At 64.4% G+C, this 14,686-nt stretch carries 15 protein-coding genes; 7 read left to right on the forward strand and 8 right to left on the reverse strand.

Annotation, left to right across the window (positions count from 1 at the left end; all coding sequences use genetic code 11):
- The first annotated feature begins 1 nt into the window (after position 1).
- From AC0ZT5_RS13715 to AC0ZT5_RS13740, 6 genes are all read left to right on the forward strand, one after another.
- Complete coding sequence (locus AC0ZT5_RS13715) at positions 2–1,084, forward strand: carnitine 3-dehydrogenase (RefSeq protein ID WP_488496860.1); 1,083 nt, start codon at positions 2–4, stop codon at positions 1,082–1,084.
- 4 nt (positions 1,085–1,088) lie between these two features.
- Entirely contained in the window at positions 1,089–2,252 is a 1,164-nt protein-coding gene (locus tag AC0ZT5_RS13720) for an acyl-CoA dehydrogenase family protein (protein WP_457151090.1), read from the forward strand.
- A gap of 84 nt (positions 2,253–2,336) precedes the next feature.
- Positions 2,337–4,415, forward strand: coding sequence for an acetate--CoA ligase family protein (locus AC0ZT5_RS13725; RefSeq protein WP_488496861.1), 2,079 nt, complete (start codon positions 2,337–2,339; stop codon positions 4,413–4,415).
- Positions 4,408–5,190 carry a carnitinyl-CoA dehydratase gene (locus AC0ZT5_RS13730; RefSeq protein WP_258591248.1) on the forward strand — a complete coding sequence of 261 codons (783 nt, stop codon included), beginning with the start codon at positions 4,408–4,410 and terminating at the stop codon, positions 5,188–5,190. Before AC0ZT5_RS13725 ends, AC0ZT5_RS13730 begins: the two co-directional genes overlap by 8 nt.
- A 31-nt stretch (positions 5,191–5,221) precedes the next feature.
- Positions 5,222–6,151 carry an alpha/beta hydrolase gene (locus AC0ZT5_RS13735; RefSeq protein ID WP_488496881.1) on the forward strand — a complete coding sequence of 310 codons (930 nt, stop codon included), beginning with the start codon at positions 5,222–5,224 and terminating at the stop codon, positions 6,149–6,151.
- A gap of 132 nt (positions 6,152–6,283) precedes the next feature.
- Positions 6,284–6,604 (forward strand): hypothetical protein, encoded by a 321-nt coding sequence (locus AC0ZT5_RS13740; protein WP_488496862.1) that lies wholly within the window; start codon positions 6,284–6,286, stop codon positions 6,602–6,604.
- On the opposite strand, the gene dapA is transcribed toward AC0ZT5_RS13740, so the two are convergent.
- From dapA to AC0ZT5_RS13780, 8 genes are all read right to left on the reverse strand, one after another.
- Entirely contained in the window at positions 6,563–7,516 is a 954-nt protein-coding gene (dapA, locus tag AC0ZT5_RS13745; protein ID WP_488496863.1) for a 4-hydroxy-tetrahydrodipicolinate synthase, read from the reverse strand. The genes AC0ZT5_RS13740 and dapA overlap by 42 nt on opposite strands.
- A gap of 448 nt (positions 7,517–7,964) precedes the next feature.
- Positions 7,965–8,186 carry a hypothetical protein gene (locus AC0ZT5_RS13750; RefSeq protein WP_488496864.1) on the reverse strand — a complete coding sequence of 74 codons (222 nt, stop codon included), beginning with the start codon at positions 8,184–8,186 and terminating at the stop codon, positions 7,965–7,967.
- Between the two features lie 20 nt (positions 8,187–8,206).
- On the reverse strand, positions 8,207–8,398 hold the full coding sequence (locus tag AC0ZT5_RS13755) for a hypothetical protein (protein ID WP_488496865.1): 192 nt from the start codon (positions 8,396–8,398) through the stop codon (positions 8,207–8,209).
- Between the two features lie 201 nt (positions 8,399–8,599).
- Positions 8,600–10,258 (reverse strand): FAD-binding dehydrogenase, encoded by a 1,659-nt coding sequence (locus AC0ZT5_RS13760; RefSeq protein ID WP_488496866.1) that lies wholly within the window; start codon positions 10,256–10,258, stop codon positions 8,600–8,602.
- Positions 10,259–10,345: 87 nt separating this feature from the next.
- Positions 10,346–11,332, reverse strand: coding sequence for a Gfo/Idh/MocA family protein (locus tag AC0ZT5_RS13765; protein WP_488496867.1), 987 nt, complete (start codon positions 11,330–11,332; stop codon positions 10,346–10,348).
- A 79-nt stretch (positions 11,333–11,411) separates the two neighbouring features.
- Positions 11,412–11,987, reverse strand: a complete 576-nt coding sequence (locus AC0ZT5_RS13770) for a YceI family protein (protein ID WP_184873109.1) — start codon at positions 11,985–11,987, stop codon at positions 11,412–11,414.
- A gap of 71 nt (positions 11,988–12,058) precedes the next feature.
- Positions 12,059–12,628 carry a cytochrome b gene (locus AC0ZT5_RS13775; RefSeq protein ID WP_488496868.1) on the reverse strand — a complete coding sequence of 190 codons (570 nt, stop codon included), beginning with the start codon at positions 12,626–12,628 and terminating at the stop codon, positions 12,059–12,061.
- A 167-nt stretch (positions 12,629–12,795) separates the two neighbouring features.
- Positions 12,796–13,686, reverse strand: a complete 891-nt coding sequence (locus AC0ZT5_RS13780; RefSeq protein WP_488496869.1) for a LysR family transcriptional regulator — start codon at positions 13,684–13,686, stop codon at positions 12,796–12,798.
- Between AC0ZT5_RS13780 and AC0ZT5_RS13785 the strand changes: the two genes are divergently transcribed.
- Positions 13,590–14,573 carry an aldo/keto reductase gene (locus tag AC0ZT5_RS13785; protein ID WP_488496870.1) on the forward strand — a complete coding sequence of 328 codons (984 nt, stop codon included), beginning with the start codon at positions 13,590–13,592 and terminating at the stop codon, positions 14,571–14,573. The two genes, AC0ZT5_RS13780 and AC0ZT5_RS13785, sit on opposite strands and share 97 nt — an antisense overlap.
- Positions 14,574–14,686 lie beyond the last annotated feature (113 nt).

The raw sequence follows: 14,686 nt of genomic DNA on the forward strand, positions 1-14,686 counted from the left end.
CATGAGCATCATCAACAAGGCGGCCGCCATCGGCGGCGGTGTCATCGGCGCCGGCTGGGTGGCACGCCTGCTGCTCAACGGCATTGACGTTTCGATCTTCGATCCCGATCCGGAGGCGTCGCGCAAGGTCAGCGAAGTGATGAAGGGTGCGCGCCGCGCCTACAAGCAGATGGTGCCCGGGGGCCTGCCGAAAGAGGGCCGGCTGACCTTTGCCAAGACCATCGCCGAGGCGGTGGCCGACGCCGATTTCATCCAGGAAAGCGTGCCGGAACGGCTCGACCTCAAGCACCGCGTGCTGGCCGAGATCGATGCCCACGCACCAGCCAATGCCATTGTCGGTTCCTCCACCTCCGGCATCAAGCCGACCGACATGCAGGTGGCGATGAAGAAGCACCCTGAGCGGTTGGTCGTCGGCCATCCGTTCAACCCGGTCTATCTGCTGCCGCTGGTCGAGATCGTCGGTGGCGAGCAGACCTTTCCCGAAGCAATCGAAGTCGCCAAGGAGATCTACGCCTCGATCGGCATGAAACCTGTCGTCATCCGCAAGGAAATCGAAGCCTTCGTCGGCGACCGCCTGCTCGAAGCGGCATGGCGCGAGGCGCTGTGGCTGATCAAGGACGGCATCTGCACGGTCGAGGAACTCGACGACATCATGCGCTATGGCTTCGGCCTGCGCTGGGCGCAGATGGGCATGTTCCAGGTCTATCGCGTCGCCGGCGGCGAGGCCGGCATGCGCCACTTCATGGCGCAGTTCGGCCCGTGCCTGAAATGGCCGTGGACCAAGCTGATGGACGTGCCGGAGTTCAACGATGAGCTGGTCGACCTGATCGCAACGCAGTCGGACGACCAGGCGCATGGGCTGTCGATCCGCGAGCTGGAAAAGATCCGCGACGACAATCTGGTCGCGATCATGGACGCGCTGTCGAAGCAGAACAAAGGCAAGGGCTGGGGCGCCGGCGCCTTGCACAAGGACTATACCAAGCAGTTGGCCAAACTGGCGGCGAAGAAGCCGACCGCCTCCAAGGCGGCAGAGAAGGCCAAGGCAAACAAGCCGAAGAAGAAGACCGGCAAGAAGAAGGGCTGACCCCATGGATTTCGGGCTGTCGGAGGAACAGAAGCTCATCGTCGAGACGACGCGTGCCTTCGTCGAGAACGAGCTTTATCCGCATGAGCGCGAGGTCGAGCGCACCGGCGTGCTGCGCCGCGAACTGATCGAGGAGATCAAGGTCAAGGCGATAGAAGCCGGCCTGTACGCCGCCAACATGCCGGCGGATGTCGGTGGCGCCGGGCTCGATACGGTCACCTGGCTGCTTTATGAAAAGGAGCTCGGCCGCGCCAACTATGCGCTGCACTGGACCTGCGTGGCGCGCCCGTCCAACATCCTCTTGGCCGGCACGCCGGAGCAGCGCGAAAAATATCTGTTCCCTTGCATCCGTGGCGAGAAATGGGACTGCCTGGCGATGACCGAGCCGGGCGCCGGCTCCGATCTGCGCGGCATGAAGGCGACCGCGGTGCAGGATGGCGACGACTGGGTGCTGAACGGCACCAAGCACTTCATCAGCCATGCCGATCTCGCCGATTTCGCCATCGTCTTCATGGCCTCGGGCGAAGAGGATTCGCCGCGCGGCAAGCGCAAGAAGATCACCGCTTTCTTCGTCGACAAGGGCACCAAGGGTTTTGCCGTGCGCGACGGCTACCGCAACGTCTCGCATCGCGGCTACACCAACGCCATCCTCGAATTCGACGATTGCCGGCTTCCCGCAAGCCAGGTGCTCGGCGAAGTCCACAAGGGTTTTGACGTCGCCAATTCATGGCTCGGCGCCACCCGGCTCCAGGTCGGCGCCACCTGTCTCGGCCGCGCCGAGCGGGCGCTTGGCCATGCCGTCGAATATGCCGCCCAGCGCCAGCAGTTCGGCCAGCAGATCGGCAAGTTCCAGGGCGTGTCGTTCAAGCTTGCCGACATGGCGACGGAACTGAAAGCCGCCGACCTGATGGTGTTCGAAGCCGGCTGGAAGTACGATCAGGGCACCGTCACCGACCAGGACATGGCCATGGCCAAACTGAAGGCCACCGAAATGCTTGCCTTCGTCGCCGACGAAGCGATCCAGATCCATGGCGGCATGGGGCTGATGGACGACCTGCCGCTGGAGCGTATCTGGCGAGACGCGCGCGTCGAGCGTATCTGGGAAGGCACGTCCGAGATCCAGCGCCACATCATTTCACGGGCGCTGCTGCGCCCGTTTGGAGCCTGAGCATGATCGCGAAAAGTGGTATCCGGTTTTCTCGGACAAACGATCTCGTTTGTCCCGAGATCATGCTCCAACGAGAAAACCATCATGCATAAACTCGAACGTCTCCTGCGGCCGAAGTCGATCGCCGTCTTCGGCGGTGCGCAAGCTGCCGCCGTCGTCGCGCAATCGATCAAGATGGGCTTTGCCGGCGAGATCTGGCCGGTACACCCGACCAAGGACGAGGTGGCCGGCCGCAAGGCCTATCGTTCGGTGGCCGATCTGCCAGGCGCACCTGACGCCGCCTTTGTCGGTGTCAACCGCCACCTGACCATCGAGATGGTCAAGGCGCTGGCCGAACGCGGCGCCGGCGGCGCCGTCTGCTTTGCCGCAGGCTTCCTCGAAACCGAGGCCTATGACGACGACGGCGAGCGGCTGCAGGCCGAGCTGGTCTCGGCGGCGGGCCAGATGCCGATCATCGGGCCGAATTGCTATGGCCTGATCAATTATGCCGATGGCGCACTCCTGTGGCCCGACCAGCATGGCGGCATCAGGCTGGCCGAGGGCGGCAAGGGCGTCGCCATCATCACCCAGTCGTCCAACATCGCCATCAACATGACGATGCAGAAGCGCGGCCTGCCGATTGCCTTCCTGATGACGGCCGGCAACCAGGCGCAGACCGGCCTTTCCGAAATGGCGCTTGGCCTGATCGAGGATGAGCGGGTCACGTCGCTCGGCCTGCACATCGAAGCCTTCGATTCGGTGGCCGGCTTTGAACGGCTGGCGGCCCGGGCTCGCGAACTGAAGAAGCCGATCATCGCCATGAAGGTCGGACGTTCCGAACAGGCGCGGCAGGCGACAGTCTCGCACACCGCCTCGCTGGCCGGCTCGGACGCGGCCTCGGGCGCCTTCCTGAGGCGGCTCGGCATTGCCCGCGTCGATTCCATCCCCGCCTTTATCGAGGCGCTGAAGCTGCTGCACGTCACCGGTCCGCTGCCCGGTTATCGTCTGTCGTCGATGAGCTGCTCGGGCGGCGAGGCATCCGTCATGGCCGACAGTGCCGAGGGCCGCTGGGTCAATTTCCCTGAGCTGACCGGTTCGCACCGCGCTCATGTCAAATCGACGCTCGGGCCGCTGGTGGCGGTGGCCAACCCACTCGACTACCACACCTTCATCTGGAACAACGAGCCGGCGATGACCGCCACCTTCACCGCCATGGTGTCGGGCGGTTTCGACCTCAACATGCTGGTGCTGGACTTTCCGCGCCCCGACCGCTGCTCGGACACTGACTGGTGGGCGACATTGCGCGCCTTCGAATCGGCGCTGAAGACCAACAAGGCGCAAGGCGCCATCGTCTCCTCGCTGCCGGAGAACCTGCCGGAGGAGTACACGGCCGGGCTGATGGCGCGCGGCATGGTGCCGTTGTTCGGTATTTCCGAGGCCATGGACGCCGCCCAGGCGGCAGCCTTCATCGGCTGGGCATGGCGCGAGCCACAGGCGCAGCCGATCGACACATCCGCCTCCGGCGCGCCCGGTGGCGACCACATCACGCCCGACGAGGCCGAGGCGAAATCGCGGCTGATCAAGGCCGGCCTGCCAGTGCCCAAGGGCGAACGCGCCGCCAATGCCGTCGAGGCGGTGATCTCGTCGATGGCACTCGGCTTTCCGGTGGCGCTGAAGGCGCTGGGCGTCACCCACAAGTCCGAAGTCGGTGCTGTCAGGCTCAACCTCAAGGACGCCGAATCGGTCAGCACGGCAGCGCATGACCTGCTGCCGCTCGGCACCGGCCTCTATGTCGAGCGCATGGTGCGCGACGGCGTCGCCGAACTGATCGTCGGCTTCACCCGCGACCCGATGTTCGGCGCTGTGATGACGCTGGGCACCGGCGGCGTGCTGGTCGAGCTGCTGCGCGACAGCGTCACGCTGATGCTGCCGGCAACCCGCGACGACATCGAGGCCGCGTTGCGCGGCCTCAAACTGTTCCCGCTGCTCGCAGGCTATCGTGGCCGGCCGAAGGCCGACGTCGCCGCGGCCATCGAGGCCATCTCGGGTATTGCCGCCTTCGTGCAACAGAATGCCGGCGAGATCGAGGAACTCGACATCAACCCGCTGATCGTCTGCACGGAGGGCAAGGGCGCCTGGATCGCCGACGCGCTGCTGGTGCTGGGAGACAAGAAGAATGTCTGACGTCATTTCGACTCGCCGCGAAGGCACCATCCTCGAGGTCACGCTCGACCGCCCCAAGGCCAACGCCATCGACCTCAAGACCTCGCGGCTGATGGGCGAAACGTTCAAAGCATTCCGCGACGATCCGGAGTTGCGCGTCGCCATCGTCAAGACCGCCGGCGACAAGTTCTTCTGCGCCGGCTGGGACCTGAAGGCGGCTGCCGGCGGCGATGCGGTCGACGGCGACTATGGCGTCGGCGGATTTGCCGGACTGCAGGAACTGCGCGACCTCAACAAGCCGGTCATCGCCTGCGTCAACGGCATGGCGGTGGGCGGCGGCTTCGAGCTGGCGCTATCGTGCGACCTCATCTACGCCTCCGATCATTCGTCTTTCGCGCTGCCCGAGATCCGCGCCGGGACGTTGGCTGACGCGGCGACGATCAAACTGCCGAAGCGCATCCCCTATCATGTCGCCATGGACCTTTTGCTCACCGGCCGCTGGATGGATGTCGCGGAGGCGCATCGCTGGGGCCTGGTCAACGAGGTGCTGCCCAAGGAGAAGCTCGAGGACCGCGTCTGGGAGATCGCCAGGCTGCTCGCCGGCGGCCCGCCACTGGTGTTTGCCGCGATCAAGGAGACGGCGCGGGTAGCCGAGGCGCTCACCTTCCAGGACGCGATGAACAAGGTGACGCGCCGCCAGTTGCCGACGGTCGATGCCCTCTATGGCTCCGAAGACAATATGGAGGGTTTTCGTGCTTTCGCCGAAAAGCGCGAGCCTGTGTGGAAGGGGAAGTAGTGGCGGCCCCATGGCCGACTACAAAGCCCCCATGACCGACTACAAAACCCTCATCGACGCCGAGACCTGGGCCTTCATCGAGCGGACCAATTCCTATTATCCGCCTGACACGATCGACTACACGATCGCGCAGCAGCGCGAGATCTATGACCGCATGTGCCGCGAATTCTTTGCCGGCTATCCCGAGGGTGTTGTGGTCGAGACCTCTGCCATTTCAACGCCCACCCATGATATCCCGATCCGCATCTACCGGAGCGCGTCGCAGGCAGCGGCGACGGTGCTTTACTTCCACGGCGGCGGCTTCATCCTCGGCGGGCTGGACAGCCATGACGATGTCTGCGCCGAGCTCTGCGCCCGCACCGGCTATGAGGTCGTTTCGGTCGACTACCGGCTGGCGCCGGAGCACCTGCATCCGGCGGCCTTCGACGACGTGATGAGCGCCTTCGAATGGGCCACCGCCAATCGCGAGCATCCGATCGTGCTTTGCGGCGACAGCGGGGGCGGCAATCTTGCCGCTGCCGTCAGCCATGCGACACGCGGCCATCCGCGCAAGCCGGTCGGCCAGGTGCTGATCTATCCCGGACTCGGCGGCGACCGCTCGCGCGGCTCTTATGTGACGCATGCCGAGGCACCGATGCTGACCATGCGCGATCTCGAGTTCTACAAGAACATCCGCACCGGCGGCGTGGATGGGACCGGTGACATCACGCTGTCGCCCCTCGCCGACGCCGACTTCGCCAATCTGCCGCCGACGGTGCTGATCACTGCCGAGTGCGACCCCCTGTCATCAGACGGCAAGGCCTATCGCGACCGCGTCGCCGCCGCCGGCGGACGGGCATATTGGTTCGAGGAACCTGGGCTGGTGCATGGCTATCTGCGAGCCCGGCACACGGTCGGCCGCGCCCGCGCCAGCTTTACGCGGATCGTCGATGCGGTAGCCGCTTTGGGAACGGGCGAATAGGTCCCGTGAGCGCCATCCATATGCGGCGTATATAATTCAGGCCAGATCCTGCTCTCGAATTCCTATGCGGCCAGCGACTATGTAGTTCACGGCCGCTCGACTGGCGGCCGGAACGACAGACTGGCTTCAAACATGAGATCACATTCAGTCTGGCTGACCTCGAGGGTCAGCCGCAGGGTGCCGACGGAATATTTTGTCCTGGCAAACATCAGAGAACAGGGCGCGATCATCGGCCGGCTCGCCGGCCATCCGATCGCCGATACGGTCGTCGATGCGAGCGGATCCCGATATCGCTATGTCGGCGTTGCAACGCGCGACGCCAATGGGCACTTCGATGTCGAAGCGCTGCGGGCTGGCGAATGGATCGTCCAACCGGGCCTGGTTTATGCCGCTGACGGCAAGGCCGCTCCGTCAAAACCGCTGCTGAGCAGGCGCGGCCGCGATCCGTCCTGATTGCATTGCGCTGAATCCGCCCTCGTTCAAAGTCACCATCGCCTCTCGAATTGCCGTCGCGGTTTCGGGACGGACAGCGGTCATTGGCAAGCGGACGTCCGGGCTCAGCCCCAGCGCCAGGTGCAGGGCGTATTTGACCGGCACCGGATTGCTCTCCAGCTCGAGGGCCGCGATGAGTGGCCGCAACCTATGATGGATGGCCCGAGCGGTATGGTGGTCGTCTTGCCGGCAGGCATCATGCATCTCGACGCACAGTCGAGGGACGACGTTGGAGACCACGGAGATCGTGCCACGCCCGCCCATAGTGTTGAAGCCGAACGACGTGGCGTCGTGACCGGACAGACAGATGAAGCGACGCCTCAGCACAGCGGGAAGCGAGGACAGGCGGTTCACATCGCCGGTGGCGTCCTTGATGCCGACGATGGTTGGAATCTGCGCCAGGCGCTCGACCGTCTCCAGCGACAGGTCGACACCCGTCCGGGCCGGGACATTGTAGACGATGATCGGTATCTTGACGTTGCTGGCGACGGCTTCGAAGTGGCGGAAAATCCCCTCCTGGCTCGGCCTGTTGTAGTAGGGCGTGACGATGAGGGCAGCGTCGGCCCCGAAAGCCTCGGCGGCTGTCGAAAGAGCAATCGTCGTCTCGGTGCTGTTCGTCCCGGTGCCGGCGATGATCGGCACCGTGCCCGCGGCAATTTTCACGCAGAGCGCGATGATGTCGAGGCGCTCCTCCCACGATAAGGTCGGGGACTCACCGGTGGTGCCGCACGGCACCAGCCCGTTGATCCCTTGTTCGATCTGCCAGCGCAGCAGCGTGGTCAGTTGCTTCAGGTCGACCTCGCCGTCGGTGAATGGCGTTACCAGCGCGGTCATCGCTCCGGTCAGGCGCGTTCGTGCTTGTTCGGGTGTCATGGGAATCAAATTCTCCTTGGTGATTGTTAGGGGACGCCGCCTGTTCACGGTGCGAAAGAAGCAAAGCCGAGAGCACCGCTGCTGCCAGATCGGTGTGGTCCGCTTCGACTTTGCCGGCGTTGCCCGGCGTCCCTGCAGGCGGGGTTTGAATGGTGCAAAACCATCGCTCGCCGATCCTGCTGAGCGACGAAACCGAGCGCTCCGGTTTCGACAGGGCGACGAGCAGGAGGACGGCGTCGAGTGTGGCGCCGGCCTCGACCAGGCCGGCAAACCGCCGGCCTTGCCGGGACGATCTGTCGAGCGACAGGCCGCGTGCGGCCTCCCACAGCTGGTGTTCGATCAGCCTGCCGACATGCGGGAGACGATCGAACAATCCGGCCAGATCGGCAGTGTTGGACGTGTCCATGGTCAGACCGTTCCGGAAAGGTGAAAGCAGCCGGAAACAGGATCAGTTGAACAGGGAAAGGCACACGCTTGCCGGGGCGAAGCGTATCGCGCCGGCCTGATGACCGCTTTCCATCGTGGCGAAACGAACAGCCGAGGTCCTGTCGGCGAAAACACCGCCGGTCATGCCTTCTTCGTCGCGCGCGATCCAGTGGCCTTCGCCATCGCGCCCAACCACGAAGCGGTGAAGGGCGTTTCCGTCAGGGGGGATATGAGAACGTTGCATGATAATCTTCTGCTTTGCGATCAGGAAACTTGAGCAGCGATGGTGGCCGCGACCAGCAAGCCGCCGGCGACCAGGAGCCACCATGTCGGAGTGAAGGGCGCGACCAGCCTGCCCGGCCGGCGATTGTTGTTGGCCGCCCGCCTGATTTGCTCGAGCTGCGACGCCGGCAGCGGACGATGGGTGGGCAGATAGAGCCCGTCCGAGAGGAACATCGAAGACTTCCTTCTTTCTTAACTGTCGCCACGAGGTGGCGACTGCCTGCAGCGGCTCAGGACCGGCTGCACTCAGAAAGATAAAAGCAACCGCATTTGTATTCGAGGCGGCCAAAAACTGAAAAATATAAAAAAGTCATATGTTTATCGCCTGGGCGTATGTGGCCCCCAAGCAGGAAATCGGACCGCGACTGCGCTGTTTCACGCCACCGCGGCGGCCGCGGCCCGGCCGGCACTGCGGCCGGAAAAGATGCAGCCGCCAAGGAATGTGCCTTCAAGCGCCGCATATCCATGAACGCCGCCGCCGCCGAAACCGGCGGCCTCGCCGATGGCATAGAGCCCCACCACCGGCTGGCCGTCGGCACCCAGCACGCGGCTGTCGAGATCGGTCTCCAGGCCGCCCAGCGTCTTGCGGGTCAGGATGTTGAGGCGGACCGCGATCAGCGGACCGTTTGCCGGGTCAAGCATCTTGTGCGGCTTGGCCGTGCGGATCAGTTTGTCGCCAAGGTAAGCACGCGCACCGCGCAACGCGGTGATCTGCATGTCCTTGGAGAACGGATTGTCGAGCTGCCGGTCGCGGGCGCGGATCTCGCGTTCGACCTTTGCGAGTTCGAGTAGCGGCTCGCCGCCGGCCAGCGCGTTCATGCGGGCGACCAGCGTCGACAGGTCGGCCTCGACGATGAAATCCTCGCCCTTTTCCATAAACGCCTTGACCGGGCCGGGAATGCCTGATGTGGCGCGGCCGAGAACCTGGCGCCAGCTCTTGCCGGTCAGGTCGGGATTCTGTTCGGAGCCCGACAGTGCGAACTCCTTCTGGATGATCTTCCTGGTCAGGATGAACCAGGAATAGTCGAAGCCGGTGCTCATGATGTGGCTGAGCGTGCCCAGCGTGTCGAAGCCGGGATAGAGCGGCACCGGCAGCCGCTTGCCTCTGGCATCGAGCCACAGGGATGACGGGCCGGGCAGGATGCGGATCGCATGATCGGTCCAGATCGGCGCCCAGTTCTTGATGCCCTCGACATAGTGCCACATGCGGTCGCGGTTGATGATGCTGCCGCCGGCCGTTTCGGTGATCGCCAGCATGCGGCCGTCAACATGGTCGGGCACGCCCGTGATCATGCGCTTGGGTGCCGCGCCCAACCGCTGCGGCCAGTTCTCCCGGACAAGCTGGTGGTTGGCGCCGATGCCGCCGGAGGCAACGATCACCGTTTGCGCATGAAGCTCGAAATCGCCTGATATGTCGCGCGAGCTCTTGTGGCCACGCTCGACGGCGCTTGGCTGCAGGATGTCGCCGCGCACGCCGTCGACGGTGGCACCCGTGCGGGTCAATTCGTTGACCCTGTGGCGGAATTTGAAGCGGATCAGCCCGCTTTTCTCGGCTTCGCGGACGCGCTGGACGAAGGGTTCAAGCACGCCGGGGCCGGTGCCCCAGGTGACGTGAAAGCGCGGCACCGAATTGCCGTGGCCGATGGCATTGCCACCGCCACGCTCGGCCCAACCGACGACGGGAAAGAATTTCAGGCCGCGCTGCATCAGCCATGAGCGCTTCTCGCCGGCGGCGAAGGCGACATAGGCTTCGGCCCATTTGCGCGGCCAGTGATCTTCCGGGCGGTCGAAAGCGGCGGTGCCCAGCCAGTCCTCGAGCGCCAGGTCATGGGAATCGCGGATGCGCATGCGCCGCTGCTCGGGCGAATCGACGAGGAAGAGCCCGCCAAACGACCAGAACGCCTGGCCGCCGAGCGACTGTTCCGGCTCCTGGTCGACGATGACGGTTTTCTTGCCGGCCTCGGCAAGCTCGGCGGCGGCGACCAGCCCGGCGAGGCCGGCGCCGACAATGATCACGTCCGCATCGTCAGCCATCTTTCCCCTCCCATCAGCCGGCTAAAGCAATTCCGGGAAAAGCCTGAAACGGTCTTCCGTCCGGAATTGCGTCGAACAAAGGGCTGGCTAGACGGCCTCCCAACCGTCCTTGCTACCGGCGCGGAAGATGGCGTCGATGACCTTCTGGTTGAGCACGGATTCTTCCAGCGTGAAGACTCGCTCCTTGCCGCCCTGTGCGGCCCGCGCGAAGGTCTCGACCTCCAGCCGGTACTGCTGGGTGCCGGGAAAGCGGAATACCTGCGCCTCGGTGTGGTTCTGGTTGTGCAGTTCGACGCGGTGATGGTCGTAGAGCCCGGCGTTGAAGGGCGAAAACACCTCGATGAAACCCTCCTCGCCATGGAACACCATGACCTGGCGCGCTGCCATCTGCGTCGACAGGTAGAAGGACAGCTCGAAGTCGCCGAAATCGGCGCGGATCGAGGAATAGATGTCGGTGCCGAATGTCTTGTCGCGCTCGATCGTCGCCTGGACGCGCAACGGCTCCTTGCCAGTGGAAAAGCGCGTCGAGACGGTGGGGTAGACGCCGATGTCGGGCAGCGCGCCGCCGCCGAGATCGAGCTTGTTGCGCATGTTGTTGGGATCGACATTGTAATAGGAGAAGGCGCCCTGGACGTGGCGCAGGCGGCCGACGGCGCCGCTGGCGATGAGATCGCGCACCTTGATCCATTGCGGGTGGTAGATGACCATGAAGGCCTCGCAGACCAGCACCTTCTTGGCATCGCGCAGCTTGATCAGCGGCAGAATGTCCTTGGCGTCGAGCGCCAACGGCTTTTCGACCAGCACGTGCTTGCCGGCCTCGATCGCCTTGGCCGCCCATTCGACGTGTTGGGAGGTCGGCAGCGGGATGTAGACGCCGTCGACCTCGCTGGAGGCGAGCAGGTCCTCATAGGAGCCGAAGGCATGGCGCGCGCCGAAGCGCTCTGCCAGTGCCTTGGCTTTCGATAAATCGCGGCTGGCAATCGCCGACAGAACGCCGTTCTCCGCGTCGACCATTGCCGGCAACAACTGCTCGCGGCCGATCTTGGCCGTCGACAACACACCCCATCGGAACATCAGGCTTCTCCATAGCGATTGCAGGCGACGAGGTTTGCCCGAAATCACAGGAAAAGCCAATGACCAGGGCTGCCTAGATTCAGCCCCGTTTGCCCGTCAGCGTCATGTCGAAGTCGACGATGTTGGAATAGATCGGCGTGCCGACATCCATGCCGTAGCGTGACCTGAGCACCTGGCCGGTGACATGGAATTTTATCGTGCCGGCCTTCAGACCGCCAAGCTCGGCCGTGAACTTTTCCGGGAATGTCTTGCCGCGCGCCGTCAGCCGGCCGCTGACGAGCGCCGTGGTGTCGCTGGTGCGGGTCACGCTGGTCGAGCGGAACTGGATCTCAGGGCTGTCGGCGGCGTCGAACACCGCGTCGGAGCGCAGGAAGGCATCGATGCGGCCCTGGCCGGTGCCGACGCTTTCGGGAAATATGGTGAAATTGACCTGCGAGCGGGCGACGTCGCTGTTGTCAATGCGGATCGAGCCTTTGAAGCGGCCGAAGGCGCCATCGAGGCCGCCACCACCAACCTTGCCGATGGAGAAGCGGATCGAGGAGTTGGCCGGGCTGATCGCGTAGCTGCCGGCGGCATCGCCAAGCGCTATTGCCGCTGAAGCCGGCATGGCAAGGCAAACGGCGACCGCCGCAAATCCGAGGATACGCGTGTACATTGAGGTGTTCCTTGTTGTAGGCAGCGCATTTCCTGCGCGCCCTCACCCAATGAACGAATGACCCGGCCGCTCTATTCCGGACTGTCCTCTGACGAAGGCGTGATCATGCGTGTGAGCACGCCATCCCTGAGTTGGAAATGATGACGCAGCGCCGCCGCGACATGCAGCACGACCAGGGCCATGCCGGCATAGGCGAGATACCAATGCGCTGACACCCAGAAGCTTTCGGCTGCATCGGATTCGGCCAGCGGCAGGTTCGGCATGAGGAAAAGATTGAACGGCAGGCTGGGGATCTCCAGCATCGACACCGACACCAGCGCCCAGCCGGACAAGGGCAGGGCCAGTTGAAACGTGTAGAGCGCAATGTGAGCGACCGGCGCGGCCCGCCTCTCCAAGGTTCCAACCGAGCGCGGCAGCGCCGGCGCCGCATTGCCGAAGCGCCAGGCGATGCGCAGGATCACCAGTCCGAGCAGCAGAAAGCCGAAGGATTTGTGCAGCTGGATCAGTTCGAAGGCAGTGCGCTGGCTGGTCAACCGCACCATGATGAAGCCGAGCCCGAACTGGCCGATGAAGATCAGCGCAATCAGCCAGTGAAGAATGATCGCACCCCAGCCATAGCTGTTGGTAATTGATGCCTGCATGGGACGTGAACGAATGCCGGGGCGACTTTCTTCCTTCGCTTCACCCTCCCCTTGCTCGCAGCGGCGATTGCGAGACGGGGGTGCGCCCTACGAGACTGCCACCCCGCTTCGTAAAAGCCGCCTTGCGGCATTTGCTGCGCGACCCTCCCACAAGGGGGCGGGTGAAGTTATCCGCTCACCTTGAAGAAATCGACGAAGGCGCGCAGCGCCGGCCGCATCTGGCGGCGGCTGGGATAGTAGACGAAGAACCCGTCGAAAGGCGGGCACCAGTCCTCCAGCACGCGGATCAGTCGGCCGTCGGCGAGCGGCGTGTCGACATATTCCTCGAAGACGAAGGCGAGCCCGGCGCCATCGACGGCCGCCCGGGCGATCAGATGGTCCTCGTCGAGGACAAGCGGTCCCTGCACGGCCATCTCGATCGCCTCGCCGCCCTTCTCGAACTCCCACCGGTAGAGAATGCCACTGGAGAAGCGGAAGCGGATGCAGCGATGATCGGCAAGGTCGCGCGGATGATGCGGTCTCGCCATGGCCGCGAAATAGGCTGGCGCGCCGACCACCGCGCCGCGAATGTCCGGCCCTATGCGCACGGCGATCATGTCGCGCTGCAGGCTCTCGCCGAGCCGCACGCCGGCATCGAAACCGCCCTCGACGACATCGGTGAAGCGGTCCTCGATGACGATCTCCAGCACGATATCGGGATAGGCCGCGGCAAAGGCGCCGAGCCGTGGCGTCAGCACCAGATGTGCTGCCGTGCGCGGCACGCTGAGCCGCAGATTCCCGGCCGGCCGGTCGCGCGACTCGACCGCCGTCTCCAGAGCCAGGTCGATCTCGGAAAGGGCCGGCCGCAGCCGCTCCAAGAGTTGCGCGCCTTCTTCCGTCGGCGCGACGCTACGGGTGCTGCGCGCCAGCAGCCGCACCCCGAGCCGCGCTTCCAGGCTGGACACCGCATGGCTGACCGCCGATGGCGCGATGGCCAATTCCCTGGCCGCGCCGCGAAAGCTGCCGCATTGGGCAACGGTTGCCAGCACGGCCAGTTGGGAGAGATGCGCTCGGTTCATTGATCTATTCTTTGGAACAGCCCGTGCAAATGAGAGACGATTATCGAACAGAAAGCAAGGCGCTATCTCCTCATGCATTGCTCGGCAAGGCGCTGAAGTCGGTGCGTGACAAGGTGACCATCGCCACCAAGTTCGGCTTCAAGATATTGGAGGAAGGCACCGGCATCGACCGCATGGCCGGCGTCGACAGCCGCCCCGAACATGTCAAGGCGGTGGCCGAGGCCTCGCTGAAGCGGTTGGGCACCGATGTCATCGACCTCTACTACCAGCACCGCGTCGACCCCAACGTGCCGATCGAGGATACGGTTGGCGCCATGGCCGAACTGGTGCGCGAGGGCAAGGTGCGCGCACTCGGCCTGTCGGAGGCCAGTGCCGCGACCATCCGCCGGGCGCATGCCGTGCATCCGATATCAGCCGTGCAGAGCGAATACTCGCTGTGGAGCCGTGACCCGGAAGACAAGGTGCTCGCTGTCTGCCGCGAACTTGGCATCGGCTTCGTCCCCTACAGCCCGCTCGGCCGTGGCCTTTTGACCGGCACGATCGCCAAGCCCGAAGCCTTGGGTGACGACGACTGGCGGCGTGGCCTGCCGCGCTTCCAAGTCGACGCCATGGCGGCCAATGCCGCAGTCATCGCCACGCTGAAGAAGATGGCGGCTGAAAAGGGCGTGACCTCGGCGCAGCTGGCGCTGGCCTGGGTGCTGCACCAGGGCGATTTCATCGTGCCGATCCCCGGCGCGCGAAAAATCCGCCATCTGGAGCAGAACACGGCGGCGGCCGGGATCGAGCTGAGCACGGCCGAGGTGCAAGCCATCGGCGACGCGCTGTCTCCCGACAAGGTTGTCGGCAAGCGCTACACCGAGGAGTTATTGGCGCTCGTGAATGGGTAAGAACTGATCATGCCGGATACTCGAAAGGGGCGCCTTCGGCGCCCTCTTTTTTTGAGCGCCGTGCGACGCAAAGGTTGTGAGACGTTGGCGCGAAACACCCCCCTCTGTCCTGC

The organism is Mesorhizobium sp. CNPSo 4670 (genome assembly GCF_057784235.1).

Coding starts and splice junctions, on each gene's coding strand:
- AC0ZT5_RS13715 (WP_488496860.1), top strand. CDS start 2: ATGAGCATCATCAACAAGGCGGCCGCCATCGGCGGCGGTGTCATCGGC.
- AC0ZT5_RS13720 (WP_457151090.1), top strand. CDS start 1,089: ATGGATTTCGGGCTGTCGGAGGAACAGAAGCTCATCGTCGAGACGACG.
- AC0ZT5_RS13725 (WP_488496861.1), top strand. CDS start 2,337: ATGCATAAACTCGAACGTCTCCTGCGGCCGAAGTCGATCGCCGTCTTC.
- AC0ZT5_RS13730 (WP_258591248.1), top strand. CDS start 4,408: ATGTCTGACGTCATTTCGACTCGCCGCGAAGGCACCATCCTCGAGGTC.
- AC0ZT5_RS13735 (WP_488496881.1), top strand. CDS start 5,222: ATGACCGACTACAAAACCCTCATCGACGCCGAGACCTGGGCCTTCATC.
- AC0ZT5_RS13740 (WP_488496862.1), top strand. CDS start 6,284: ATGAGATCACATTCAGTCTGGCTGACCTCGAGGGTCAGCCGCAGGGTG.
- dapA (WP_488496863.1), bottom strand. CDS start 7,516: ATGACACCCGAACAAGCACGAACGCGCCTGACCGGAGCGATGACCGCG.
- AC0ZT5_RS13750 (WP_488496864.1), bottom strand. CDS start 8,186: ATGCAACGTTCTCATATCCCCCCTGACGGAAACGCCCTTCACCGCTTC.
- AC0ZT5_RS13755 (WP_488496865.1), bottom strand. CDS start 8,398: ATGTTCCTCTCGGACGGGCTCTATCTGCCCACCCATCGTCCGCTGCCG.
- AC0ZT5_RS13760 (WP_488496866.1), bottom strand. CDS start 10,258: ATGGCTGACGATGCGGACGTGATCATTGTCGGCGCCGGCCTCGCCGGG.
- AC0ZT5_RS13765 (WP_488496867.1), bottom strand. CDS start 11,332: ATGTTCCGATGGGGTGTGTTGTCGACGGCCAAGATCGGCCGCGAGCAG.
- AC0ZT5_RS13770 (WP_184873109.1), bottom strand. CDS start 11,987: ATGTACACGCGTATCCTCGGATTTGCGGCGGTCGCCGTTTGCCTTGCC.
- AC0ZT5_RS13775 (WP_488496868.1), bottom strand. CDS start 12,628: ATGCAGGCATCAATTACCAACAGCTATGGCTGGGGTGCGATCATTCTT.
- AC0ZT5_RS13785 (WP_488496870.1), top strand. CDS start 13,590: ATGGCGCGATGGCCAATTCCCTGGCCGCGCCGCGAAAGCTGCCGCATT.
- AC0ZT5_RS13780 (WP_488496869.1), bottom strand. CDS start 13,686: ATGAACCGAGCGCATCTCTCCCAACTGGCCGTGCTGGCAACCGTTGCC.